The 25,292-nt window shown below is 46.7% G+C and carries 24 protein-coding genes, 4 pseudogenes and 1 riboswitch; of the genes and pseudogenes, 19 read left to right on the plus strand and 9 right to left on the minus strand.

The window, feature by feature from the left end:
• Position 1: 1 nt before the first annotated feature.
• The 3 genes from JCM19039_RS00465 to JCM19039_RS00475 form a co-directional block, all read right to left on the minus strand.
• Positions 2–286, minus strand: a complete 285-nt coding sequence (locus JCM19039_RS00465) for a hypothetical protein (protein ID WP_042422785.1) — start codon at positions 284–286, stop codon at positions 2–4.
• Positions 287–311: 25 nt separating this feature from the next.
• Entirely contained in the window at positions 312–542 is a 231-nt protein-coding gene (locus JCM19039_RS00470) for a hypothetical protein (protein WP_042422788.1), read from the minus strand.
• Between the two features lie 1,050 nt (positions 543–1,592).
• Positions 1,593–2,543, minus strand: a complete 951-nt coding sequence (locus JCM19039_RS00475; RefSeq protein ID WP_042422791.1) for a glycine betaine ABC transporter substrate-binding protein — start codon at positions 2,541–2,543, stop codon at positions 1,593–1,595.
• 135 nt (positions 2,544–2,678) lie between these two features.
• Here JCM19039_RS00475 and JCM19039_RS27635 point away from each other — a divergent pair.
• From JCM19039_RS27635 to chrA, 6 genes and pseudogenes are all read left to right on the plus strand, one after another.
• A pseudogene (locus JCM19039_RS27635) lies at positions 2,679–3,753 on the plus strand (C45 family autoproteolytic acyltransferase/hydolase).
• A pseudogene (locus JCM19039_RS00485) lies at positions 3,713–4,658 on the plus strand (ATP-binding cassette domain-containing protein). Before JCM19039_RS27635 ends, JCM19039_RS00485 begins: the two co-directional pseudogenes overlap by 41 nt.
• Before the next feature lie 15 nt (positions 4,659–4,673).
• Positions 4,674–5,498: an ABC transporter permease gene (locus JCM19039_RS00490; RefSeq protein ID WP_042422794.1), complete on the plus strand. Its 825-nt coding sequence runs from the start codon at positions 4,674–4,676 to the stop codon at positions 5,496–5,498.
• Between the two features lie 14 nt (positions 5,499–5,512).
• Positions 5,513–6,184, plus strand: a complete 672-nt coding sequence (locus tag JCM19039_RS00495) for a DUF2207 domain-containing protein (RefSeq protein ID WP_042422797.1) — start codon at positions 5,513–5,515, stop codon at positions 6,182–6,184.
• A 230-nt stretch (positions 6,185–6,414) separates the two neighbouring features.
• Positions 6,415–6,921, plus strand: coding sequence for a hypothetical protein (locus JCM19039_RS00500; protein ID WP_042422800.1), 507 nt, complete (start codon positions 6,415–6,417; stop codon positions 6,919–6,921).
• 109 nt (positions 6,922–7,030) lie between these two features.
• The gene (chrA, locus tag JCM19039_RS00505; RefSeq protein ID WP_081834237.1) at positions 7,031–8,197 is read left to right on the plus strand and encodes a chromate efflux transporter; all 1,167 of its coding nucleotides are present in this window, start codon (positions 7,031–7,033) and stop codon (positions 8,195–8,197) included.
• Positions 8,198–8,313: 116 nt separating this feature from the next.
• On the opposite strand, the gene JCM19039_RS00510 is transcribed toward chrA, so the two are convergent.
• The 4 genes and pseudogenes from JCM19039_RS00510 to thiO form a co-directional block, all read right to left on the minus strand.
• On the minus strand, positions 8,314–9,246 hold the full coding sequence (locus JCM19039_RS00510) for a ThiF family adenylyltransferase (protein ID WP_052398375.1): 933 nt from the start codon (positions 9,244–9,246) through the stop codon (positions 8,314–8,316).
• Between the two features lie 81 nt (positions 9,247–9,327).
• Positions 9,328–10,091, minus strand: a pseudogene (locus JCM19039_RS00515) (thiazole synthase).
• Positions 10,092–10,094: 3 nt separating this feature from the next.
• A complete protein-coding gene (gene thiS, locus JCM19039_RS00520) occupies positions 10,095–10,298 on the minus strand; it encodes a sulfur carrier protein ThiS (protein ID WP_042422803.1) in 204 nt (67 codons plus the stop codon).
• Positions 10,267–11,988 carry a glycine oxidase ThiO gene (gene thiO, locus JCM19039_RS00525; RefSeq protein WP_042422806.1) on the minus strand — a complete coding sequence of 574 codons (1,722 nt, stop codon included), beginning with the start codon at positions 11,986–11,988 and terminating at the stop codon, positions 10,267–10,269. Before thiO ends, thiS begins: the two co-directional genes overlap by 32 nt.
• Before the next feature lie 89 nt (positions 11,989–12,077).
• Positions 12,078–12,179: riboswitch (TPP riboswitch) on the minus strand.
• A gap of 83 nt (positions 12,180–12,262) precedes the next feature.
• Between thiO and JCM19039_RS00530 the strand changes: the two genes are divergently transcribed.
• Entirely contained in the window at positions 12,263–12,490 is a 228-nt protein-coding gene (locus JCM19039_RS00530; protein WP_042422808.1) for a hypothetical protein, read from the plus strand.
• A 37-nt stretch (positions 12,491–12,527) separates the two neighbouring features.
• Positions 12,528–13,073: a GNAT family N-acetyltransferase gene (locus JCM19039_RS00535; protein ID WP_042422811.1), complete on the plus strand. Its 546-nt coding sequence runs from the start codon at positions 12,528–12,530 to the stop codon at positions 13,071–13,073.
• Here JCM19039_RS00535 and JCM19039_RS00540 read toward each other — a convergent pair.
• Positions 13,035–13,532, minus strand: coding sequence for a histidine phosphatase family protein (locus JCM19039_RS00540; protein WP_042422816.1), 498 nt, complete (start codon positions 13,530–13,532; stop codon positions 13,035–13,037). The genes JCM19039_RS00535 and JCM19039_RS00540 overlap by 39 nt on opposite strands.
• Before the next feature lie 133 nt (positions 13,533–13,665).
• Here JCM19039_RS00540 and dhaK point away from each other — a divergent pair, with 133 nt between their 5' ends.
• The 4 genes and pseudogenes from dhaK to JCM19039_RS00560 all read left to right on the plus strand — a co-directional run bounded on the left by dhaK (position 13,666) and on the right by JCM19039_RS00560 (position 16,150).
• The gene (gene dhaK, locus JCM19039_RS00545; protein WP_042422819.1) at positions 13,666–14,658 is read left to right on the plus strand and encodes a dihydroxyacetone kinase subunit DhaK; all 993 of its coding nucleotides are present in this window, start codon (positions 13,666–13,668) and stop codon (positions 14,656–14,658) included.
• On the plus strand, positions 14,648–15,259 hold the full coding sequence (gene dhaL, locus JCM19039_RS00550; protein ID WP_042422821.1) for a dihydroxyacetone kinase subunit DhaL: 612 nt from the start codon (positions 14,648–14,650) through the stop codon (positions 15,257–15,259). The genes dhaK and dhaL overlap by 11 nt, the downstream gene beginning before the upstream one ends.
• Complete coding sequence (dhaM, locus tag JCM19039_RS00555; protein ID WP_042422824.1) at positions 15,247–15,630, plus strand: dihydroxyacetone kinase phosphoryl donor subunit DhaM; 384 nt, start codon at positions 15,247–15,249, stop codon at positions 15,628–15,630. Before dhaL ends, dhaM begins: the two co-directional genes overlap by 13 nt.
• A 5-nt stretch (positions 15,631–15,635) precedes the next feature.
• Positions 15,636–16,150, plus strand: a pseudogene (locus JCM19039_RS00560) (GNAT family N-acetyltransferase).
• A 1,096-nt stretch (positions 16,151–17,246) separates the two neighbouring features.
• Here the strand turns inward: JCM19039_RS00560 and JCM19039_RS00565 are convergent.
• Positions 17,247–17,876, minus strand: a complete 630-nt coding sequence (locus JCM19039_RS00565) for an alpha/beta hydrolase (RefSeq protein ID WP_042422827.1) — start codon at positions 17,874–17,876, stop codon at positions 17,247–17,249.
• Positions 17,877–18,001: 125 nt separating this feature from the next.
• Here JCM19039_RS00565 and JCM19039_RS00570 point away from each other — a divergent pair, with 125 nt between their 5' ends.
• The 7 genes from JCM19039_RS00570 to JCM19039_RS00600 all read left to right on the plus strand — a co-directional run bounded on the left by JCM19039_RS00570 (position 18,002) and on the right by JCM19039_RS00600 (position 25,285).
• Complete coding sequence (locus JCM19039_RS00570; protein ID WP_152550034.1) at positions 18,002–18,784, plus strand: AraC family transcriptional regulator; 783 nt, start codon at positions 18,002–18,004, stop codon at positions 18,782–18,784.
• 87 nt (positions 18,785–18,871) lie between these two features.
• On the plus strand, positions 18,872–19,870 hold the full coding sequence (locus JCM19039_RS00575; RefSeq protein WP_042422832.1) for a hydroxyacid dehydrogenase: 999 nt from the start codon (positions 18,872–18,874) through the stop codon (positions 19,868–19,870).
• A 13-nt stretch (positions 19,871–19,883) separates the two neighbouring features.
• Entirely contained in the window at positions 19,884–20,624 is a 741-nt protein-coding gene (locus JCM19039_RS00580) for a sugar phosphate isomerase/epimerase (protein ID WP_042422836.1), read from the plus strand.
• An 86-nt stretch (positions 20,625–20,710) separates the two neighbouring features.
• On the plus strand, positions 20,711–21,598 hold the full coding sequence (locus tag JCM19039_RS00585) for a carbohydrate ABC transporter permease (RefSeq protein WP_238544871.1): 888 nt from the start codon (positions 20,711–20,713) through the stop codon (positions 21,596–21,598).
• A gap of 12 nt (positions 21,599–21,610) precedes the next feature.
• On the plus strand, positions 21,611–22,444 hold the full coding sequence (locus JCM19039_RS00590; RefSeq protein WP_042422840.1) for a carbohydrate ABC transporter permease: 834 nt from the start codon (positions 21,611–21,613) through the stop codon (positions 22,442–22,444).
• A gap of 21 nt (positions 22,445–22,465) precedes the next feature.
• The gene (locus tag JCM19039_RS00595; protein WP_152550035.1) at positions 22,466–23,836 is read left to right on the plus strand and encodes an ABC transporter substrate-binding protein; all 1,371 of its coding nucleotides are present in this window, start codon (positions 22,466–22,468) and stop codon (positions 23,834–23,836) included.
• A gap of 66 nt (positions 23,837–23,902) precedes the next feature.
• Positions 23,903–25,285 carry a hypothetical protein gene (locus JCM19039_RS00600; protein WP_042422842.1) on the plus strand — a complete coding sequence of 461 codons (1,383 nt, stop codon included), beginning with the start codon at positions 23,903–23,905 and terminating at the stop codon, positions 25,283–25,285.
• The last annotated feature ends 7 nt before the right edge of the window (positions 25,286–25,292 follow it).

The following is a 25,292-nucleotide window of genomic DNA, read 5'->3' on the forward strand; positions in this document are numbered from 1 at the left end:
TTCAAATCAGCACCAGCACTAACGAATGAATTCCAGTAAATAAAAATACCGCGGGTAAGAGGCAAAAAGCAATAAACCATCCTTTGTTCATCGGATCTGCAGGGTTTACGTACGCATGCAAGATGGCGAGAAAAGACGCAGGCGCAGCAACGAGTGAAAATGCCACGTTTACCCAAGGATTGATCGACTCAACGTATTCGTACGTAAACGTTTGATAAAGCGTAATCACTGTAAGAATGCACAAAACACTAAATAGCGTAACCGCACTCCATTTTAATGATTTCATCCGATCCCCACCTCATCGTTCCCGCTTAGAAAATACGGAATAATCGCAAGACCCCTTCGCTGCTACCGCTCATATGTATAATGACGAAATACAGACTGCAAAGCATAATTACAATTCCACTCGTGAGTGCGGTATAGCCTAGCGCTTTGCTCCGTTCTTTCAGTAGTGGATAGAGTAACAAGAACATGATGCCTAAAAAGAAAAAAATTAAGACCGTCATGTAATGTGCGTGGATGGCGTGCTCTCCGTAATGCAAGGAAATCCCTCCTAGAATACATATTCTACTCATCAATTCCCTACTACAAGCTATACAAACATTTGCATGACGTCTCCTTAACTCGGGGAGCTGTTAAACCACTCCCCCTCCCCACTGAATATAGTCGATTTATATTTCGGCGCCGGATATCCAAATACTGGAAGAGTATTGCCGAAAAGAGCGAAGTACCGGCATTAGGCATCCAAATACTGGAAACGTAGTACAGAAAAGAGCGAGGTGCTGGCATTGGGCATCCAAATACTGGAACCGTAGTACCGAAAAGAGCCAAGTACCGGCATTGAGCATCCAAATACTGGAAACGTAGTACCGAAAATGGGTATGCAAAATCGATGCACCCTATACCCTCTGCCCGTCACCTCTCTGAGATAATTTTGGGAAATCATGATCTATATAAGTTGAACTAAAGAATTTCTTCACAAACGAATGGTATACCAACCGTTAAAGCCTAAAGTTCATCGACTTTGAGATCGATCATCATCGGTTTCAATAGACGTAGAAAAGATGAGTATCTACTGCTATTGGCCTCCAAAGTGTACGGATCGAGTTGAATGCCAATATTGAGCAACCCCAGTTCAGCGACGTCGTCTATTCAGTACCGTCGCTTGGAACGAAAGGCGATGACGCCTGCGGAAGAAGGGCCGAGACGAGACCCCGCAGGTCGTTAGACCGAGGAGGCTCGGCCGGTCCTCCGCGGTAAAGAAAACACGGTGGCTGTCTTTTAGCCACCGATGTTGCCCTTATACTCTGGAGTGTCAAGAAAACACGGTGGGCGTACTTTGGCCACCGATGTTGCCCTTATACTCTGGAGTGCAAGCATCCGCCTGAAGTGGAAAGCAACAACAAACTGGGTAATTAGGAAAATGTTAAGTTCATCCTATATAGATCACCCCTACGCCCCCTAATTGAAAAGCCTCTTACATGTTCACATGTAAGAGGCGGTTTTGTTTCGGCACCTCAGGTGCCGATGTGTGGATCTGTTTTGAAATTATTTAGGGGAAGGGCGACCCGAATTGGGAATCACCAAATACTTTAGCCTTCGATCCACTCATCGACGAGATCGCGGTTATCTTCGATCCATTGTTCGGCGGCGGCTTGTTCATCGTCAAGTTCCGCATACAGAACGAGCATTTCAGACAGTTGATCGTCGGTAAAGAAGACGCGGTTCATAAATTCAATTAATCCTGGATCTTCATCGCCAAGACCAGGGCGGGTCATATAATACATGTTGTCCCCTTCTCCGTAAATGAGATCAGGGTCTTCTAAATATTTCATATCGTATTCCCCGAATGTCCAGTGTGGGCTCCAAAGGGTAACGACGATCGGCTCTTCATTGTTGTATTTGCTGTTTAATTCTGCAATCATCGCTTGTTCTGATGAGGTTTGCAATGTGAAATCGTCCAAGTTGTAGTGGTCAAGAATTTCGTTTTGTGTAATGTCGGAAAGGGAGGCGCCAGGGTCGATACCGGTAATGATGCCATCTAGTTCATCCACGTAGTCGTTCAAATCTTCAATTGTATTCAAGTCTTCCATATACTCGGGTACAACGAGTCCCATTTCTGTACCTTCATACATGACACCATCTTCGTACGTATCAATATTGTCAGAGTCAAGAGAGAGGAATTGTTGATCCGTGTGTGGTAGCCAAGCAGAGATTCCTAAATCAATCTCCTCGTTCTCTAAACCAGAGAACAAGAATGCTTTCTCTACAAGAGAGGTTGTCGGTTCGTAACCGATTTCTTCAAGGACTTGTCGGAAAAATTCGGCTTTTACAATACCTTCTGCGTAGTTGTTATGGCTGATCGAAATTGGACCACCTGCAGGTTCTTGATCACTCGCTTCAACGTTGTCCTCACCATCCTCGCCATTCTCATCAGTTTCTGCGCCATCATTTTCTTCGGTCGTCTCGTCTGTGTCGTCTCCACATGCAGTGAGTAGAACTGCGGTTGCGCCAACTGCTAGAATGGTTTGTAATTTTTTCATTTTGACCCCCAATGATATTTTTGTATCTTTAAATCATACTAGAATGGAAGAGAATTACAAGTAATACGATATATTTCTTCTAGCAAGGCAAATGCTCTACAATAGAGAGAACGACACACAAAGCGAGGAAATCAAATGAAGGAAGTATATAGTGATCTCATTCAATACCGTGGCAGTCACTATGAGTTTGGTGTGCTGCAAGGCGAGAAACTCAGGCGTTCACTCACGCTTGTGAATCGAGAGAATCAGTGGAAAGTTCGGCAACCTAGGTTTCAAATTGATGTCGAAGAGACGAAAGAAGTATTCATGAAATTGGCGCCACTCATTTGGGAAGAGCTGAACGGTCTTCGCGACAGCTTGGATTGGTCAATGGAAAAAGTGTTGCAAGAGTTTGGTGGCTACCGGGTCAACGGTGAACGCTCCGGATGTTCCATCTTGTCCGGTGATACATATCTTGTACGTAATTACGACTATCATCCGAAAACGTATGATGGGCGTTATGTGCTCTATCAGCCGACAGATGGAGGGTACGCAACGATTGGACCGAGTCAACGCATTACCGGAAGAATGGATGGCATGAATGAAAAAGGACTGGCGATGGGCTATAACTTGACGAACCGAAAGAAGCCAGGGGACGGTTCATCTGTACGATGATTGGCCGCATTATTCTTGAGACGTGTGCAGATGTAACCGAAGCGGTGGAGTGTGTACGTGCCATCCTCATCGCCACTCGTTTAGCTATATCGTCTACGACCAGACCGACGGAATGGTCGTTATCGAAAGCTCACCACGGGGTGTAGAAGCACGTTCAGCAGATGCGTGTACGAACCATTTCGAACGGTTAACCGAAGAAAACCGATTTAATTTAGACGATTCTCATCGGCGTCTAGATCTCATGAAAAATGCGAACGTGCAAACAGCTGAAGAAGCATTTGCACTATTAAACTCGCCTGAAGATGATATATTTTCCCTAAAATATAGCAGTTGGTCAGGGACGATTCACACGTCGGTCTATGAGCCAGAGAAGATGTGTGCTTGGATTGGCATCGGAGGGGATCAGACACCGAAGAAATTCGACTTTGAATCGTGGCTGTTCGGGACCGATGCTAAAGGTACAAAGGTGTACGGAAGAGTTGATACCGACCTACCATTTGTTCATATGGATGAGAATGCAGATTGGTTCCGCAGAAAGGGTGAACGTCGTGATTGAAGTAAAGAACTTAAGCAAATCATACAAAGACTTTCAGGCGGTCAAAGATAGTACATTTACAGTGGATAAAGGGAGATCTTCGGGTTTCTCGGACCGAACGGAGCAGGAAAGAGTACGACGATTAACATTCTCTCAACGATGCTCAAGCCGACGGGCGGCACGGTCATCATCAATGGGTATGATGTGACCAAACATAAAAACAAAGTTCGCGAGAGCATTGGAATTATTTTTCAAGAGAATACACTCGATGAGAAATTAACGGCTAAAGAGAACTTGATGCTTCATTGCAAGTTGTACCGCGTGCCAAGATCAAAACGAAAGGCACGGATTGATGAAGTGTTAGAGATCGTTGATTTGACCGACAGCCTAAACAGTACCGTTGAGAAATTTTCCGGAGGGATGAAGCGCCGGTTAGAAATCGCAAGAGGGTTATTGCACTATCCGAAAGTATTGTTTCTTGACCAACCATCGGTTGGCCTTGATCCTCAGACAAGAGCACACATATGGATTACATTCTCAAACTTAAAGAGAAAGAGAACATTACGATGTTTCTTACGACCCACTATCTTGATGAGGCAGAAATTAGTGACCGGGTGGCGATTATGGATCACGGTGAGATCATTACAATCGACACGCCAAAAGCGTTAAAACAGCAACTTGGTGGAGATATTATTGAGCTCACGACAGCGGATAATGCCCGTGCTCTTGAAGAAATCCAAACAAAATTTGATGTGGTTGAGGCCGCGATTGTTGAAGATACGATTCATTGCAAAGTCGAAAACAGTGACGCATTCGTGTCGGACTTCATAAAGCAACTAGAAACACCACTGACCGGTTTGGACATCCGCAAGCCGACGCTCAATGATGTGTTTCTATCATTTACCGGAAGAGCAATTAGAGACTAGAAGGAGGGGGAGTATATGGAAGGAATGATTGCCATATGGCAGCGTGACGTCTTGAAGTTTTTTAAAGATCGAGCCCGACTGTTCGGTTCGATGACGATGCCGGTCTTATTGCTCATCGTGTTCGGTGTCGGTATGGGCGGCTCTATGGAATCGTTGATGAGTTCAGCTGTCGGCGGGGACCTTGAGTTTAATTATGTCGAGTTTATCTTTCCAGGTATCGTTTCCATGACGTTGCTCATGACGTCGGTGTTTTCATCACTATCGATCATTCAAGATCGGGATTTTGGGTACATGAGAGAAATACTTGTCTCGCCCGTTTCACGGGTGAATATCGCGATCGGGAAGATGCTCGGCTCAGCAACGGTCGCGTTTATGCAAGGGTTGATGCTATTTATTCTCATGCCTGTGCTCGGGGTGAGTATCGATTTGGTGTCGTTTCTCCTCGTCATGCCAGTCATGTTTTTGCTCGCGTGTACGTTTGCGTCATTAGGATTACTCGTGGCGAGCATTTTAAAATCAACACAAGCGTTTCAACTCGTCGTTAATGCACTTGTGATGCCGATGATCTTTTTGTCAGGGGCATTATTTCCATTAAACAATATGCCGGCATGGGTCGATTTTCTCGTTACATTAAACCCGGTTACATACGGCGTGGACTTAATGAAACATATCATGATTGATGTGGAGAACTTGAGTGCAGAAGTGTATGAAGAAATGGGATTGAACCTTAATTTCTTTGGCATCCCTGTAACACCGGCAGGAGAGATTCTCTTCATTGTTGGATTTACAACCATTCTCATCATTCTCGCTACATTTAGCTTTAGTCGATCCAACTCGTAGAAAGGACGATATTCTTGCGTAAACGAATTGTACCACTAGGTTTCATCGTGCTTGCCAGTGGCTGCGTTCCTGGCGCGCAAGCTGCGGCTGATGGCTTTCCAGACGCGTCGATGACGTTGCTATTGCTCATTACGATTCCAATCTACTTCATCTACTTCCTCGTGGCGCTTTTCCAATTTAAGCGAACGCCCCGTGAATCGAAAAGCTATTCCGGAGCCACTGAAGCGTTTAACGAGCGTTATCCGGTGGAGCTTGCGCTCATCACGAAACGAAAAGCGTTGTTTACCCCGAACGTGCAACACGCGCTCTTCGTCGATCTCATTCGCCGTGGCTATGTCGAGGAACAAGACGGGTTGTTTGTTCTCGTTCATGAGGAAGGGCTTTTGGATTACGAAAAACCGTTCGTTCAGCTCGTGTTCACTAAATTGAGCGAGACAGCGGGGACGTTTGAACCGGAGCGAGTCAAATCCCGAATAAAACAAGACAAAGCTTTTCAAGAACGCTTCAAGCGTGCCTATTTAGAACAAGGGAAATTATACCAAGAGCGATTTCTTCGTCGCGGCTGGTTCAACCGGCAAAGCCTGTGGTCATCGCCAATACGCTCGCAAGTATTGGATTCGCTTCCGTCGGCGTCGTCTTCTTTTTTGCACAAAGCAATGGATTTGCTTTCGCAGGTGCGGGCTTAATCGTTTCGGCACTTGTCATGTGGGGGTATCTCATCCAACAAAACGTACTGAGTGAAGCAGGCAAAAAGAATACATTCTCGGGAAAGCGCTGCTTTATGAGCGCGGGCGCGGCGAAACGATCGAGAATGAGCAAACGTACATCTTTTTAAGAGCGGCTGGGCGCGCGCACGAAGCCCCTGCTCATATAAACGTCAAATCTAATATGTTTGACTTTTACGGAGGTGGGACGGATGCTAAGCGCTAAGAAACAATTAAATGATGATTATGTAAGCCACCCAATTGAAAGAAGGTTGACTGCCGGTGTGGTGGGCAGCCTCCTTTTATTATGGGGGGTCTCGATCTGGATGTGGCTCGTGTTCTCTGGCCCCGTCGTCGTTCATTGGGGGATCAATGGCTACAGTTACGGAGCGCCCAGTTCAAACTTATGGATGAGTGTTACGTTTACAGTCCTTGCTCTTTTATTACTCATGTTGCGAAGGTGGCTGAATCCGTATTCCAAATGGACGAACATCCCAACGTCTGTTACTGAAGAGAATGCCGAGCCAATTTATCGAAGTTTGCGTCACCTTATGGCATGGCTCGCATTCATTACGGCGTTACTTCCGTTGCCGATTTTCATCGATTTTCTACTCGTTAGCCTCGGTGTGAATGTTTACCTGTTTGCGGTTGCCCCCATCCTAGGCCTTGTGTATCCGCTCGTGACTGTCTACTATTTGCTTAAAATTTCGAATCATTAAAAGTGAGGCCGATAAGATGTAAATCTTTTGTTAAGATTTCTAGAAAGAATTGATCGGAAGTGAAGCGTCGTTTACCGTTTGTATTATATTGCGTAAAAGGAGACAGATTGTGCGACAGCTTTTAGAAATTTTAATTGTATCTTTTCGACTTGGAGTAACATCATTTGGAGGGCCGGTTGCTCACTTGGGCTATTTTCATGAAGAATATGTGAGAAGGCGGCAGTGGATGGATGAGAAAAGCTACGCTGACCTTGTTGCGTTAAGTCAGTTCTTACCAGGGCCTGCAAGTAGTCAAGTAGGAATCGGCATTGGCGTTGCACGAGGGGGAGTCGTTGGTGGGTTGGTTTCTTTTGTTGGTTTCACACTGCCTTCCGTCGTGTTGCTCATCGTGTTCGCGTACATTGCCCAATCTTACGGAGTGCTTGATGCCGGATTTATTCAAGGCTTAAAAATTGTAGCTGTCGTCATCGTTGCTCATGCGATTCTAGGCATGGCTGGAAACTTAACACCAGACATGACTCGTAAAGCGATCGCACTCGGAGCACTCGTACTCACACTTTTAATTCCTCACTTTATGATTCAGATCATCGTGATCATCACTGCTGCAGTTGTCGGCTTTTGGCTATATCGAGGGGAACGGTTAGCAAAAGATGAGACGTTGAACTTATTGCTTCCGCTATCACGCCGGTTTGGGGTGGTCTGCCTAGCGTTGTTTGTCGTGCTGCTCTTTGGTCTGCCGATGCTAAGTCAACTAAGCACGAACGTGTGGATCGGCGTCGTTGATAGCTTCTACCGTGCAGGCGCTCTCGTTTTTGGTGGTGGGCATGTCGTTTTACCCCTTTTAGAAAGAGAGTTCGTTCCGACGGGTCTCATTAGTGCAGAAAGCTTCCTGGCGGGTTATGGTGCGGCCCAGGCTGTGCCGGGACCTTTGTTCACATTTGCTGCCTACATTGGAGCGGATCTCGGAGGATGGGTTGGAGGACTCATCGCAACGGCTGCAATTTTCTTACCCGCTTTCCTGCTTATTCTAGGGGCGTTGCCATTTTGGAATACACTCCGCCAAAATGACTCCGCTCGTGCAGCGTTGATGGGCGTGAACGCTGCGGTTGTCGGCATACTTATCGCTGCGTTTTATACACCAATATGGACAAGCGCAATCGTTGGCCCTCTCGAATTCGCATTTGCGGCTATTCTGTTCTTTATGCTCGTTTATTGGAAATTGCCACCGTGGCTGATCGTTGTAACGGGAGTTATAGGAGGAGCGTTAATCTTATAGGAAGAAGAGCAAGAGCCACTATGCAAAAAGTGAAATGCCCCCTGTCAAGTAGACAGGGGGCATTTCAACTCTGTCCCAACTGCTCAAAGCCAATCATAGAAACAAAAAAACGATTATCATGACGACTCTCCGGCAAGTCCCATTAATTCATCATAAATGGCTTCCGCTTCCTCTGTATCTTGCACCCCGCGAATCATCGCCCGTCCATCCTTGAACAGAATCACTTGCCGCCCGTCTTTACGGAACGTCGATAGATCAGGAAAGCGCTTATAGTGCCATTCGTCCGCATTTAGATTATCCGGGAAATCTAGTTGTAAAGACTGAGCAGGGCGGACTTGCACCCCCGTCCGCGCGCACATCCATTGGATGTGCTTCTCCCGAGGGCGCTCACGGAGCGCAGGGTACGAAGGCGCCGGGCCGCACGTTTCGCATGACGCCATCGCCAACTTAGAAACCGCAACGTAAGAAGACTCCGCCTTCCACACATCAAACGTGTACAACTTCGGCGTCTGCACATCGCCGACGAGGATTCGCAACACGTGTGTCGCCTGATGAGCGGCGACGATTTGGATGCCCGTCGCTAACACCCCGTTCGTGTCACAATCCTCATCTTCTCCAATATAAGGAGATAAACAGCGAAAACACGGAGACTGGTCAGGGTAGAAAGGCATTGAAACGCCGTAGCTCCCCGATACACCTCCGTATACCCAAGGAACCCCGTTCTTCCTCGCCGCATCGTTAATGAGCATTCTCGTTGCAAAGTTGTCTGTTGCATCCACAATCACATCGACGTTTTGGACATACTCGTCGATATTTGCTGCACTTAATTCCGCAAAAGCTTCGTGTATAAGAACCGATGAATTAATTTGCCTGAGCCGTTCAGCGGCTGCTTTTACTTTAGCACGATGATCGTCGGCGTCTTGTTCGGTGAATAATTGTTGACGCTGAAGGTTGTGAAGTTCAACAAAGTCTCCGTCCACGAGTGTTAACGTGCCGATGCCGGAGCGTACAAGGTCGAAGCCGCAGCTGTACCGAGGCTCCAGCGCCAACGATTAAGACGTGAGACGCTCGGATTTTGTGCTGGCCTTGTTCACCGATGGGCTTAAAGCGTTCTTGACGACTATAGCGTGTCATTTCTTCGCCCAGCTTTCCTGGGGACTGCTCGCACTGGCATACTTTTGTGCGGGGATGCGTCCAGCTTCAAAGCCGAGGCGTCCAGCTTGAATGGCAAGCTTCATCGCTTCGGCCATTTTAACCGGGTCATTCGCTTTTGACACTGCACTGTTCAACAGCACCGCATCCGCTCCGTATTGCATCGCTTCGGCCGCATCATGTGGGCGCCCACACCGGCATCAACAATGACTGGAACGTTGGCTTTTTCGATAATGAGTTGCAAGTTGTACGGGTTGGTGATGCCAAGACCACTACCAATTGGCGAAGCGCCTGGCATAATTGCATGTGCACCGAGTTGTTCAGCTCGAAGAGCGAGCATTGGGTCATCTGACAGATACGGAAGAACGGTAAATCCTTCGGCTAGCAAAATCTCGGTTGCTTTTAACGTTTCAACGGGGTCGGGCAATAGCGTTGGCGGGTCGCCAATCACTTCGACTTTAATCATGTCGCAAATGCCTGAAGACCTCGCGAGGCGAGCTAATCGAACCGCCTCTTCAGCCGTTTTCGCTCCTGCGGTGTTCGGCAAAAGTGTAAAGTCATTTCTGTCCAATTGTTCAATCGGATCAGGTCCGATATTGTCTAGGTCAATGCGGCTTAGCGCAAATGTGAGCACGTTCGTTTCAGATGCTTTGACGGCTTCCCTTTGAATATCGGCATTTGGGTATTTCCCTGTACCTAATAATAAACGCGACGTAAATGTGTAGTTTCCGATCGTTAACATCGTTTATCCTCCTCCTACAAAGCGAACCATCTCAATCTGGTCACCTGCAGTAATGTGGGTATCGTTTTGCTCGTCGGCGGAAAGTGCCTTGCCGTTATGCTCGATCATGACGACCGTGTTTTGCAGGCCGAAATGTTCGCGTAACTGCTCAATAGTGGTCACGTGGTTTGGCAGTTCACGCTTTTGTTGGTTGATGATGACTTCCATGTGGAATCCCTCCATATTTCGGTTGAAATGTTGGCAACGCAACAGAATCGTGCATGATTTGTTGGACGATGTGCTTGCCGGTGATCGGTGCGAGTAGAATGCCGTTACGCCCGTGTCCGCCAGCAAGCCAACAGTTTTGTTGGGCGGGGTGCGGTCCGATGAAAGGAAGCCCTGTTGTCGATTGTGGCCTGAGCCCTGCCCACATGTTCGTAATTTTCGCATGCTTTAGAGAAGGGATGAGCGTTGTGATTTGACTGAGCAATTGTTGAACGCCGTGCACCGTGACGTCTCGGTTGCGCGAGGCTTCGGACGTCGCCCCGAGAATTAGCTCCCCATCTGGTTTTGGAACAACGTACATTCCTTTATAGAAGAGGGTCTGTTGCACCGCTGCTCGATCGGTCATTACCTTCACAATTTCCCCTTTTATCGGATGTACGTCCCAAAGCGCTTCCAGTTCAGGTAAGGTGTCTACGCCCGTGGCAATGACGAGCTGGTCGGCGTGCAAGGTGCCAGATGTCGTCTCTACGCCGTTAATGAGCGGTTTGATGACGGTTGTGTACAAGTATAGGTCGACACCTTTTGAGACGATGGCTTGTGTGAACGCCCGCGCGGTTTGAGCGGGTTGGATATGCGCCTCGTATGGGAAGTGCAATCCACCGATCGCTTCGGGTGAGGCAGCAGGTGCGATGCGTTGCAATGTTTCTTGATCCACATACTCAACGTGTTCCCCTTCGCGCTTTTGCCACGATTGGATGTCTTTCAGGTGCGTCATTTCGGTTTGATCAAAGGCCAGTTTGAGTGCACCAGAGCGGGTCCAACCAATGTCTGTACCGGTAAGTTCAGCCAATTCATCTTTCAGGTGCGCGTATAGTTCGCGGCTCTGTTTGGCTAGCGGGTACAGTTCGGACGGCCCTTCTAACTCTGCCTGCACTCCGAGCATCCCGGCTGCGGCAGCTGTTGTGCCAGAACCCGGCTGAGCACGGTCGATAATGGCCGTTTTCAGCCCGTGCTTGGCGGCATAATAAGCGGTGGATAAGCCAATGATGCCTGCCCCGACAATAAGTAGGTCATACGTTGGATGCTTCATGTGTCGCACGATCCTTCCCGTACTGTCCATAAGTTTGAGAATCCACTCGAGGTTTTCAGATGACCATACCCCAGACATGATGGCAACACCAGAGGCTCCAGCTTTTTGCACGTCTGGCAAGTTTTCAGGAGTAATCCCACCAATCGCATAGATGGGTACGCTCACGTGTTGCGTGATATCTTCTAGCTGCGCCAACCCTCGTGGGGTGATTCCCGGTTTGCTGTTCGTTTCGAAGACGTGCCCAAAGTATAGGTAGTCTGCCTCGCCTTCCTGTGTGAGTGCTTCGTCTTTAGAGTGAACAGACGCACCAATCACCAAATCTGGATATTTCGCTTTAAGCTCACGAATACGATAGGCGTAGCTTGCGGGCAAGTGCACCCCTTTTAGCCCCCAAGCTGCAGCAGCTTCGGCATGTGTGTTCAAGATCATTTGGTCTGTTCTAAGCCCTAAGCGAAGCATATGGTCAATCTGTTGTTTCAAACGTTGCAATGAGGCTTGTTTGTCCCTCACGTGAATCGTCGTAATATGAGGAACGCATTGTTTAAGAATGCGTATTTGCATATGAAATGGAAGTTGTGCGTCAGTTACTAAATGCCAAGACATCGGTCTCACGCTCCTACTTTTGTATACACAAAAAAGCCGACCTCTTTGGAGAAAAGATCGACGAATGTCACATAGTAGGTACCCATGCATGGTCACACATTCTACTTTCCTCCGCTGGTATCAACCAGTTCAGGTTCAAGAGTTTGAGTTTCCTCATCTCAGCCCGTACGTGGGCACCCCTAGTAGCTTTTTTATATATAGAGTATCTTTATGTTATCTTATCAATGAAGACAATTGTTCGTCAAACGTCACGTAAGTAGAGAGGAGACTTGCCATGTGGATCCAGTCTCAAAATAAGAAATCCATCCTTCATGTACAACAAATTACCGTCAAAGGAAAATATGTAGAAGGCGTACTCGGTAAAGGTTCGTTTTCTGAATGGAGCAGTACGCTCGGGAAGTACGAAACAGCGGAGCGAGCACAAGAAGTGGTGAATCACATATTTGAGCGCCTGAGCAGTGAGGCGCCAGATCGTCCCTCTTATCAGATGCCAGAGAAATAAAGTATCTACACTTAGTGACAGAAAAGGAGCGGATCGCATGTTAAAGTCTGAACGAGTGAGACTGCGGAAAATGACGGTCGACGACGCCAAACAGTATCACCGCTGGCGCAACGATCTGGATGTAATGAAAACGACGAATCCTTATTTAGATGTGTATACGCTTGAGGAAACCGAACAGTTTGTCCAGCAAGTCATGCTAGGTTCGCCCCACTCAAAGAGTTACATCATTGTTGATCGAGAGAGTAATGAGGCGATCGGTGTTACGTCACTGATCGGAATTGATATGAAAAATCGCAACGCAGAATGCATTATTGATATTGGGGACAAAGACTACTGGGGCAAAGGGTATGGACGCGAAGCATTCGGTCTCCTCCTAGCGTATAGCTTTTTGGAAATGAACCTCCATCGTTTGCATTTGCAAGTGTTTGAATTTAATACGGCCGCATTACAATTGTATGAAAAGCTCGGCTTCACACGAGAAGGCATAAAGCGCGAAGCCGTCTATCGAAACGGAGAGTATTTTGATATTGTGCAGATGAGTCTATTAAAACGGGATTACTCGCTCGACACGACCCGCGTCTAACACAAACACATCGGGGTTTTTCATTTGCTTCCACTCATCAAAACCGAACCCTAATAGAAGGGCCAACAGATTGCCGTGGCTCACAACAATCGTGTGCTTTGGAAGGCTGTCCAGCACAGCCCGACCTCTCGTAAGCGCGTCTCTAGCCGATTCACCACCAACGCACGTGTAATCGGGATCTTGAAAACTCTGCTCCAACGGGGTGAGCCAGTCGTCCATCGGTTCTTCGCTCAGTACCCGCTCTCTTAGCCGCTCATCGGTTTGTATCGGAACGCCGCTCTCAGCACTAAACGGAGCAATCGTCGCCGTCGCCCGTGTGTAAGGGCTACTAATGATGCGAGACACTTCTTTTTTATGAAAGAATGCAGCGAGATTCTTCGCCTGTTGTTCTCCTTCTTTGGTGAGCGGTGCATCGGGCTCTTGTCCCGTTGCACGACAATGTCGAACGAGATAAATCATGAAATTGCCTCCTTAAGTGTTTGTCCATACTACGAATCGTCCTGAAAAGAAGTTTCGAAATGTTTTGCATATCGTTTACGGGTCTAGCATCTAATGAGATAATTTACGAAAACGAAAGGTGGTCTTATCGTTCATGAAAAAACTAATGAATGATTCCGAGCAAATTGTAGAGGAGTTTTTGCAAGGGTTTATCACCGTTCACGGCGATTCATTGACGCGAATTAATGGCACAAATGTCATCACACGCATTGATAAGGTCGCAACCAAAGTTGGCATCATTAGCGGGGGTGGCAGCGGCCATGAGCCGGCTCATGCGGGCTATGTTGGTCCAGGTATGTTAGATGCAGCAGTCGCGGGTGAGGTGTTCACGTCTCCTGGAGCCGATCAGTTTCTCGCCGCAATACAGGCAGCGGACAGTGGAAGCGGTGTGTTACTTGTGATCAAAAATTACAACGGCGATGTTATGAATGCTGAAATGGCTCAAGAAATGGCGGAGGCAGAAGGTATTCAGACCGAGATGATTATCGTAAATGATGATGTAGCCGTTGATGATCCTGCGAAAAGGAGAGGGATTGCTGGAACCGTTCTTGTGCATAAAATTACCGGTGCCGCAGCAGAGGCTGGAAAATCATTGGCAGAAGTGAAACAACTTGGGGAAAAGGCAATCCAGAAGATGAGGAGTATGAGTGTAGCATTGTCAGCATGCACATTGCCGTCATCGTCGAAACCGAGCTTTTCGCTTGCGACTGACGAAATGGAAGTTGGCATTGGCATCCACGGAGAACAAGGGATGGAAAGACGGGAAGTGATGCGATCAGCGGAAATCGCGCAACTCCTTACTGAACATACGTTAGAAGAGCTTGATGAGAACGGGTCGTACGTGGCGCTTATTAATGGCATGGGCAGCACACCTCTTTTAGAACAATATGTATTCGCAAAAGATGTGCAAGAGCAACTTGAAAAACGAAAGGTCACGTTGAAAAAGATGTATGTCGGCGATTATATGACGAGTTTGGATATGGCCGGCGTGTCGTTAACGCTGCTCACGGTTGATGATGAACTCTTGCAACTCTTGCACGCACGAGCAAAAACAACGACATGGACGGAGGCGGGCAATGACGACTGAACAATTGCACGAATGGATGAAAGAAACATACCAATTGATTCAAGACAATAAAGAAGAACTATCGGCACTCGATCAAGAAGTTGGCGACGGGGATCATGGTACGAACATGAACCGTGGCTTTCAGGCGATTGTCGAGGAACTCCCAAACTGGGCAGGAGAATCACTCGCCACGACACTTCAAAAAATCGGTATGACGCTCATTTCAAAAGTGGGAGGGGCGTCAGGACCATTGCTCGGGACGGGCTTTATGCGATTAAGCACCTCGTTTAAGAACGAAGTAAACTGGGGTGATGGTTTGGAGAGTGCATCAGAAGGAATCGCCAAGCGCGGTAAGGCTGAAGTTGGAGAAGCAACATTGCTTGATGTGTGGTCGGCTGTTAGTAAATCGGTACGTGAGCATGGGCTTGATTGGAACCGAGTAGCTGACGTTTCTCGCGATGCAATGGAGCGCACGAAAGAGTTAGAAGCGAAACGTGGCAGAGGGGCTTTACTCGGTGAGCGTTCAATTGGACACCTTGATCCTGGTGCAGTCTCAAGCGATTATCTTTTTCAAGCACTTGCTCGGGTTATGAAAGGAGCCGATGACGAATGTCGAACGTAACCATTCTGCTTCTTTCTCACGTTGAAGAACTGGCACGAGGAGCGTCTAGACTACTATCAGAAGCGAATGCCGAGGTGGAGGTCATCGCTGTCGGTGGCCTCGAAGATGGAGAAATTGGCACAAGTGTTGACTGCATCACACCGATGATTGAGCGAATCGATGAACAGAAAGAGATTCTCGTTTTTTACGATATCGGTAGTGCCAAGATGAACGCAGAAATTGTGCAAGAAATGTACCCTGATCGCATAATTGAAATCAGTGACGCTCCGCTGATCGAAGCAGGGTATGTGGCGGTCATCACTGCAGGGCTTGGATCCAACTTGCAAGAAGTGAAAGAAAAAGCAGAAGCTGGGTATAAGAAAGGGCGTTGACGACTGTGACTATCCGAAAAATTACCCCATCAGACGCCCCACAACTATTTGCGCTCACCGAAACGGGCAGAGAGTATTTACGCACATGGTTGCCGTGGGTAGACAAAACAACTAACATATCACATACCGAAGCGTTTATTGAAAGCTCGTTGCATGCGATGAACGATAAAAAAGGCGAGACGTATGTAATCCTAGAAGAAGATCAAGTCGTTGGTGTCATCAGTTTCAACCTCATTGATTGGCAAAACAAAACGGCATACATCGGATACTGGCTCGGTGAGATGCATCAAGGAAAAGGTTAATGACCGAAGCAGCAAGAACATTGGTTGATCGTGCCTTCTCAACATTGGCGATGCATAAAGTTGATATCCGAGCAGCCGAAGGGAATGACAAGAGCCAGGCCATCCCTAAAAGGCTAGGCTTTACCGCTGAAGGAACACTTAGAGAAGTAGAAAACGTCAACGGAACCTACCACAACCATGTGGTATACGGCATGCTCCAGTACGAATGGCAAACGTAAAACAACCTTTGGGGCACTTTGCTGAGCAAATGCCCCAAAGGTTCAGCGTATTTTTGTCTTTCCCCTTAGACCGCATCCCAGGTACTGTGACTTCCGTTATCTAGGTACATATTTCCTTAGATCGTACGACCAAAGGTCATAGTTCTCTTTAAGTAGGCATACTTGCGCTTATTTGGCCATTGCTAACAGCACATACTAGGTATGAAAAAGCTGCTGCCAAGTCCCTTCCTGTTGACTACGCTATCGTTCAAATGCCAACAAGCTGTCGGCATGAGTCGTGCCGAGGACAATTCGGTCTATCTTCGGCACTGCAAGGGTTGCGGGCAACACGGAAAACGTTTGCCGAAGGGTAAAAAGTCGTGACCTAGGGCCACCACCTGGCACAAGCATGTGATCTCCTGTCACTTATGTAACCATTCAGCCTCAAACCGGCCAATTTCAGCCTCAACGGTCACATATATCGGGATTTGTGACCGTTGACTCCGTTTATGTGCGCATCCACGTTTAAAATGATGATTTTTCTTTCTCAAGTGTCACATTAATGAATATATGGGACATTTGGGCATCTTTCCACACCGTGACCAGTAGGCCGAAACGTGAACCGTGTCGCCCTTGTTGCTCTGGAGTGTAAAGAAAACACGGTGGCTGTCTTTCGGCCACCGATGTTGCCTTGTGCTCTGGAGTATAAGCATCCGCGTGCAGTGGAAAGCAACAAACTGTGCAATTAGGAAAATGTTAAGTTCATTCTATATAGATCACCGATCTGCTAAAATTCCCTAACGGTTATACAACTAGCGGTTTTTGTGAGCAAATACCTCCTCAACTTCGGTATGCAGTAAAATCAAACATCTGTGTATACTCTAATGCAAGGATTGCTCGGGCAACTCGATGCGGAAGCGAACGTGACGGTTTTATGGACCGCGCTCTACCATCCAGCCTCAACCGTCTCATCGGATGCTTGGGCTACACTTCCAGAAGCGTAAAGAAATAATAAGAGAGTGATGAACCTCTGAACTATAAGTACACTTTCCCCACCGTCTAAAATGTATAAAAAACCGAGCGTACGGCATGAGCCGCGCGCTCGGTTTTTTACGATCTAACTGTTCACCCAATCTGCAATTGATTGTACGGTATCACTCAAAATTTGAAGGGACGTGGCTGTATCCTCTACTTCAAGTGAGTGATCGGCGTGGGGTACGACGTTGACTTGATGTAATCCTTGTAACTGCTGCACAATCTCTTCATCGTAATGTGGGTCTTGGTCACCAATGACGAGTAGACTTCGGTTTTTCGTGGCGAGTAAGGACTCCTTTAAAGGTTCAAGTTTCACGAGCGGGGTAAGGGCAATCCATTTCGCATCGTTGAATTGTTCATCTTCCAACAATCCGCCGATGAGTGGAATTGTACCAATGGACTTACCGAGAAAAATGGTTTCTTGGTAATGGCCTTCTCGCATAATGTCATCAACAACAGGGGAAACGTCGTTCATCATTTCTTCTAAAATCGTTTCGTAATCTGATTCGAATAATTCCGGACTATATGAATATTCAATATGAACAAAGTCGATATGCTTTTGTTTCATGAGCATAGAGGCATAGTGAAACAGGGGTTTGTCATACGTATAACCAAGCCCTGAAAACATAAAACAAATGCCTTTCATGCCATTTTGTACGTGCGTGTAGTCGATGGACCGTTCTGCTTTTGTTTGGACAGATAGCTTCTTCACGTTTACCGACTCCTTTGTTGACGTCTTTAGTCGTAGTATACGTTACCTTTAGACGAAGAAAAAGAACAAGGGTTAGTTGTTTGCGTGTCGTTGTTTTTTATGGACAAATAGAAAGGGTGAGTTTCTTGAACATCTATGAAAGCAATCATAAGGAACATGATTCGGTTAAAGAACATTCGCACGATCGCTTTCAGATCTTGTACGTGTTAGAAGGTTCAGGTGTGTGTGGTTTCCAACATGAGCGGCAACTTATTAAAAAGGACAGCTTGATTCTCATTGCTCCACGTCAATTGCATTCCATTCATGCGGAAACGAAAATGACGAACCTTGTTCTAGATTTTACGGAACTCGATCTCGAGAAGAATGGTCGGAATATCTTGTTACCCCAAGCGTTTTTAACATCAGCTGTTCTTAATCTGAACGTATACGAGTGCAATGACTTTAAACAATTGCTTCGGAAAATGCTCTATGAAAAGCGTTATGGAGATGAGCTTCAGTCTTTAATTATCCAGGCACATTTAATGGAGATTCTTGTGCTCATCATACGAACAACGGATGATCAGCGGAAACATTCGGACACTGGTCTTGCTGAACGTTTAAAAGAGTATATTGATAAGCGCTATTTTGATATTGAAAGTGCTGAAGATATGGCGAGCATGATGAATGTGAGCAAACGCTACATCCAAACGATTTTCAAAGATCGGTATGACCGAACCCCGATGCAATACCTTACGGAAATTCGCATTCGTGTCGTCAAGAATCTATTGTTAAATACGGATAAAGATATTATTTCAATCTGTTTTGAAGTAGGGTTTGAATCGGTCTCAACGTTTTATCGAATTTTTAAGAATGCCGTAGGTATGCCTCCGAATGCGTACCGTCATCAAAACGGCAAAATCTATCAATAATACGTTCTGAAAATAAGAAACGTTTCTTAATTCAGTAAGACAGCATACAGCTGATTTGATTAACTGAGTATAGATAGGAGAGATTGTATGATCAATAGTCTGTACATTATGAATTTATCGTCTTTTGAGCAAGTATACGCACAAGCTGACCGCGACCGTCTCATACAAGCGAGCCACGTGCTTCGAGCACCGATGGACACTTTGGACGTGTATAAACATAAAGAAGCGCTAGAACAGGTGGATGTGATTTTCTCAGGATGGGGTGGCCCGACGCTCGATGAGCAGTTTCTGCAGGCAACCCCCAAACTGAAAGCGTTTTTTTATGCAGCGGGATCTTTGCGAACGATCGTGACAGAAGCGGCTTGGGAACGAGGCATTCGATTTTCATCTGCAAATGCCGTAAATGCCATCCCTGTCGCAGAATATACGCTTTCACAAATTCTATTTGCTCTAAAACAAGGATGGCCGATGATCCGACGTGTAAAGGAATATCAATCGTTTCCGGCTAAACCGTATCGTGAAATTGCGGGTGCATACGGTTCAACCGTTGGCATCATCTCTTTAAGTAAAGTCGGAAAGCTCGTATGCGAGCGACTAAAGACGTTTGATGTGAATGTTCAAGTGTATGATCCATATGCAACTGATGAACAGATTGCAGCTGCAGGGGCTACGCGTGCGACGTTAGCGGCGATTTTCGCAGAATCTGATGTTGTATCTTTACACGCACCGCTGCTTGAGGAAACAAAAGGCATGGTTCATGGGAACCACTTCCAATCTATGAAAGCCAATGCCAGTTTTATTAATACGGCACGTGGTGAAATTATTCGTCAGCAGGATCTCGTGCGTGTGTTCGGTGAACGGCGAGACTTGACTGCCGTGCTGGATGTGACAGACCCAGAACCTCCTTTACGTAATGATCCGTTGTGGAAGTTAAACAATGTGATTGTGACGCCGCACATCGCTGGCAGTGAAGAACGAGAATGTGAACGGATGGGTGCGCTTATGGTTGAAGAATACTTGCGTTATCAAGCGGGCGTGCCACTGGAACATGAAGTCACTCGAGCCCAGTCCCAAATTCAAGCATAAAGGAGGCCTTCGTATGAAAATCGGAGTATGTTCCATTACATTCCGGCAAAAAACAGTGGATGAAGTTATCGAGATTGCAAAATCAGCATGCCTAGATGCGATTGAATGGGGAGCGGATGTGCATGTGAAGCCTGGAGATATTCTGCACGCACAACAAGTCAAACAAAAGACCGAGGCGGCAAAGTTAAAGGTTAGCTCTTACGGCTCGTATTATGTTGTCGGTAAAGGCGAAGACGTTCAGCCAATAGTGGATACGGCCTGTGCATTAGGAGCACCTTCCGTTCGAGTATGGGCAGGGGCCAAAGGCTCTGACACGATGAGTGAGGAAGAACGGAGAATTGTGACTGAAGACCTTATAAACATTGGTGAGAAAGCACGTGTTGCCGGAGTTCGGGTGGATGTTGAATATCATAAAGGGACACTGACTGACACGCCCAAAAGCGCCGAGCAACTAATGAATGAAACGAATCACGAAAATGTCCGCTTGTATTGGCAGCCTGCAGAAAGTATTTCCTACTATGAGCGGATGGCATCTATTGAACAGTTGCACACTTGGATCCGTCACGTTCACGTCTTCCACTGGATGGATACGACGCGTCTTCCCCTTCGTGACGGGGTCGAAGATTGGCACCGTTACATTGATCAACTTGCCGGTGATGACCGATATTTTTTAGTGGAATTTGTGCGGGACAACGATGATCAACAATTTCTAGATGATGCTCGGGTATTGAAGAAATGGCTTAGCCGAAAATGAGAACTGTAAGCCGAAACTAGTAAGACAATGCTCGGCTCATTCTTTACAATCATGTATAACGATTAGACAACTGAGGGGGGATGAAGATGACGGCAACCGTGCCTAAAAAGAAGAAATCAGGCCAATCCTACATATGGTATTTGTTTTTGTTACCGACGATTGTTGGGATTGTGCTTTTCATTCTCTACCCGGTATATGAATCGTTTCGACTTAGCTTCTTTCGGTCATCAGGGGCAAGTGAAACGTGGGTCGCACTGAGCAATTACGAACGAGTACTTACTTCGTCATCATTTTGGAATTCCGTATACAACACGTTTTATATTGCGTTTTTCCAATTGCTCATTGCCATTCCGCTCGGGTTTATTATCGCGTCCTTCATTAATAGCATTACGAGATTTCAAAATTTTTTCAAATCTGTATTCTTCCTGCCGCACGTCACCTCTATGGTCGCAGCGGCGATGATTTTTTCCTTTGTGTTGCATCCGGAAATGGGGTTATTCAATTACTTTCTTGATTCACTCGGGTTACCGACATCTTCGTGGTTATCTCACCCTGATAGTTCCAAAGGTGGCGTCGTTCTACTCACTGTCTGGCATTGGCTCGGGTTTGTCATCATCATTTGTCTTGCGAACTTACAAGCCATTTCTTCAGAGTTGTATGAAGCCGCTGACATTGACGGGGCGAGTGGTTTGCAGAAATGGTTCTTCATTACGATTCCGAATATGGGAGGAACATTTGCGTTCTTACTCGTCATCGGTTGGATCGCTGGACTGCAACGTTTCAATGAAGTGTTCGTTTTTGGAGGCGCGTCAGGAAGTCCGAGTCGCTCCTTGCAGACGATGGTGCTGTTCATCTACGAACGGGGATTCAGTGGCTTTGAATTTGGGATCGCTTCTGCAGCAACAGTGATTCTATTTATCATCATACTCGTGCTTACGCTCATCAATCTTCGGTTAGCACGCGTGAGAATGTAAGGGGGGAGACCGGTGGCTAAACGACGTAAAATCATAAATGCTCTTATCACAGTGTTTCTATTCGTTTTTGGGCTAATCGTTATCGCTCCTTTTATTTGGATGATTACGGTCAGTTTTGACCGGCTTGCTAATATACAAATTCCATTTCCTCCATCTCTCATTCCGGACGAACCTGCGCTCTTCAACTATGAACTCGTGTTTGAGAATGGAAGAATTTTTCGTGCCTATATGAATTCAGCCTTTGTCACGTTTGTGTCGGTCGCGATACAAGCATCCGCAGCGCTTCTTGGGGGTTATGCGTTTTCCAAGGGCCGGTTTAAAGGCAAACGAATTCTATTCATCCTCGTGCTCGCCACGATGATGGTGCCGATTGAAGCGCGTTTAATCCCGCTTTACCAAATGTTTAATCAAGTGAATCTCATTAATACGTTTTGGCCCTTAATTTTACCGACCATTTTGTACGGTTTAGGCATCTTCTTATGCAAGCAATATTTCGATCAATTGCCAGACACGTTGCGAGAAGCAGCTCGCATTGATGGGGCAGGAGAGTTTAAAACATTTTTCCGAGTTTACTTGCCGCTTGCAGGCCCAATTACTGCCACTCTCGTAATTTTGTCATTCATGTCCAATTGGAATGAATTCCTATGGCCGCTCGTCGTCATCAACTCGGAGAGCTTACAGACGATCCCGCTCTTTTTAGCCAGTTTCTCACAACAAAATCAGACACAAATTGCAGGAATGACGATGGCGCTTGCGACGATGAGTGTATTACCAATTATTGTGTTGTTTCTCTTTTTACAACGATACATTATTCAAAGCATTGCACTTAGCGGAATCAAAGAATAAAAATTTAGGGGAGGGTTTATTGTGCACAAACGTTGGATGAGAAAGGTAGGGATGGTCGGCGCTGTAGCCGCACTTACGCTTGCTGCTTGCAACGGTGAAGAAGACGCTGGCTCAGGAGATGATGCAACGGGGAATGGTGAAAGTTCGTCCTCAGGAGATGCGGATACCCTACGGGTAGCGCTCATAGGCGGTTATGAAATGTCTTCGACAACGGACCCGATAACAGGGGAAACAGTGGAAGGATTAGAAGTCATTAAAGACGAATTTGAGTCGCAAAACCCTGATATTGAAGTCGAGTTTATCGTTATGCCGTGGAGCAATCATGTGGCGAACACTCAAGCGATGATGAGCAGTGGTGAAGCCGATATCTATCAGATGCCAGGCATTAATGATTTTGCAGCCCAAGGCATGTTAGAACCACTCCAACCGCTCATCGATGAAGACGGATTTGATTTGGATGTGTATATTGATAATCAAGTAGAAGGTTGGCTCACCCAAGGTCCAGATGATGATGACTTAGCCATTTACGGCTTGCCTGCCTTTGGTGACTCTCGATTTGTTGCCTACGACGGGCAACTGTTTGAAGAATGGGGAGTAGAACCTCTGTCTGATTACCCAGATATGGAAGAGATTCTTGAAAAAGCGGAACAGATGACAGGAGAAAATCCAGTGACCGGTGAACAAAACTACGGCGCTTGGTTCTCTGGAGAGCACAGTACGTTGTTCCAGCTCGTCAATGCCGCAGAAGGTCAAAATAGGCAGTGGGGAGAAGGGTATGAATGGTCAGAGATTGAATTCGCCTTTAACTCAGATGAGATGGTCACTGGATTAGAGTGGTTAGTTGACATTAATGAATTCACACCCGATGGCAACATGAGTGCTCAAGGCAATGAGCAATGGATGACTGAAAACAACAACATCGCCATCCGTCTTCATGCCGAATCCGCCGAAATTATACAACAAGTGCAAGCTCAAGGGTTAGAAGACAGAATTCATGTCGTGCAAGAATTTAAAAACGATGAGGGCATTGGCGGTATGTTCGCTGGCAGTCCACTTTCCATTGCCGCAGACAGTGAGAATCAAGACATCGCCTTTGAGTTTCTAAAATTTACGGCAAGTGACTTTTTCCAAGAGTTTATGTGGGAACAACATAGCGGCGTGCCTGTCGTTGAAGCCGCAAGTGACTGGGCGAGCATTCAAGAGCTCGAATTGATGGAGGGGGTACTAGAGGCAGCAGCGAATCCTTGGACACCTCGTTATCCGTGGTCATCGTCACAACCAAGGTATATTTTGCAAACGGCAGTTGAAGATGCACTCACCGGAGGGACAGATGCTGAGGATGCACTAGAAAATGCTCAAGCAGAAAGTGAGCAATGGTTAGAAGACCGTTAATTGAAGCTTTGGCCGAGACGAATGAACGTCGTCTCGGTCATTTTTGCATGAAAGGGTGAAGAAAAGATGGAAACACCTCGGACGTTTGCTAAAGAAGAGTTGAAACGCATGCAAGCAACGTATGCGTTACCGAATTTGCGGATGAAATTAGACGATCGGTTTGAAACAGAAAAATTTCTGATCCAATCCGGTGCCCAACAGTGGACGCTGACAGCAGGTAGTGAGCGGGCCCTACTATATGGCGTATACGATTTTTTGCGGCTCGTGCTAGGCGTGGAGTGGCCTTACCCAGATCGGGATTTGCAGTTTGTCGGGAATGACGAGCAACAAAGTAATGTTCACATTCATTCCCGTCCCCAATTCAAACGTCGCGGTCTCGTATTTGAAGTGAACTTTGATGCCGACTATATTGTCGCTTCCATTGATTGGGCAGCGAAACAAAAACTAAACGAGCTGTTTTTTACGTTTCTTGTATGGGACGAAGTAAAAGATCGAGCAGCTCCAGAGTTACAGCGCCGTGGACTCGAGGTAACATTAGGTGGACATAGTATCGATTATTTGAATCAGAAGTTTTCATTGTATGGAGAAGTCGGGGATCTCGAGTACGAGCGAGCGTTTATCCAACAACTACAGATGTATGTAAAAGACAACCCGCGCATTTCAAAGTTATCGTTATGGCCAAGAGATATTGCGGGTGCGGTCGATCTCGCGCATTATATTCGCTTTTGTGAACGAATGGATGAGGCTCTCGATATCCCCGTCGAGCATATTGCGTACAATGCCGGGTTGGATTGGCGGTTATTGGAAAAACGAACGAGTACATCGAGTGAACTACCGACGTTATTCGCCTATTGGGGGCGTGATTATCATATGAACGCAGCACCAGACGAGCGCGGGGAGCGAGCGTTATCCAACTGGCTTGCCACGAATGATGTTACCGTATTTGAATACTATAGCGATCATTTTATGCAAACGGACCTGTTCCCCCCGCTCCAAAAACGTATCGAAAAAGATGCCGTCGAGTATCACGCTGCGGGTGTACAAGGAATGCTTAATCTTGTCGTTCCGTATTCGGGCGATGACCCGTTTTACAAGAAGAAATGGTACGACTTGCAAGCGCAAAATAGTTACGCGTTCTCACGGGCGGTGTGGGGTGAGGCAGACGCACGAACATTTAACATTATGAACAACGAACTTGAACACATTTTGAGTGCATTCACAGCATTCAACGTTCCGCTTTTCCCGCACCGTGTCGTCGATCCGTCCGTAACAATTGAAAACGAAGCACTCGCAGAGCGCGTCATTGAGCAGTTGCACATCGCCAAGCTGCAGATTGCCGATATAGATGATACCCATGAAGAAGCGTACATGGAATATTTGCACCAGCGCCTTCACACATTGCAAGCCTCATGGACTCGTCTTTTGAAAATGAGCAAGACCGATCGTTGAAAATAAA

It is taken from the genome of Geomicrobium sp. JCM 19039, assembly GCF_000698145.1.
Taxonomy (GTDB): Bacteria; Bacillota; Bacilli; order Bacillales; family Marinococcaceae; genus Geomicrobium_A.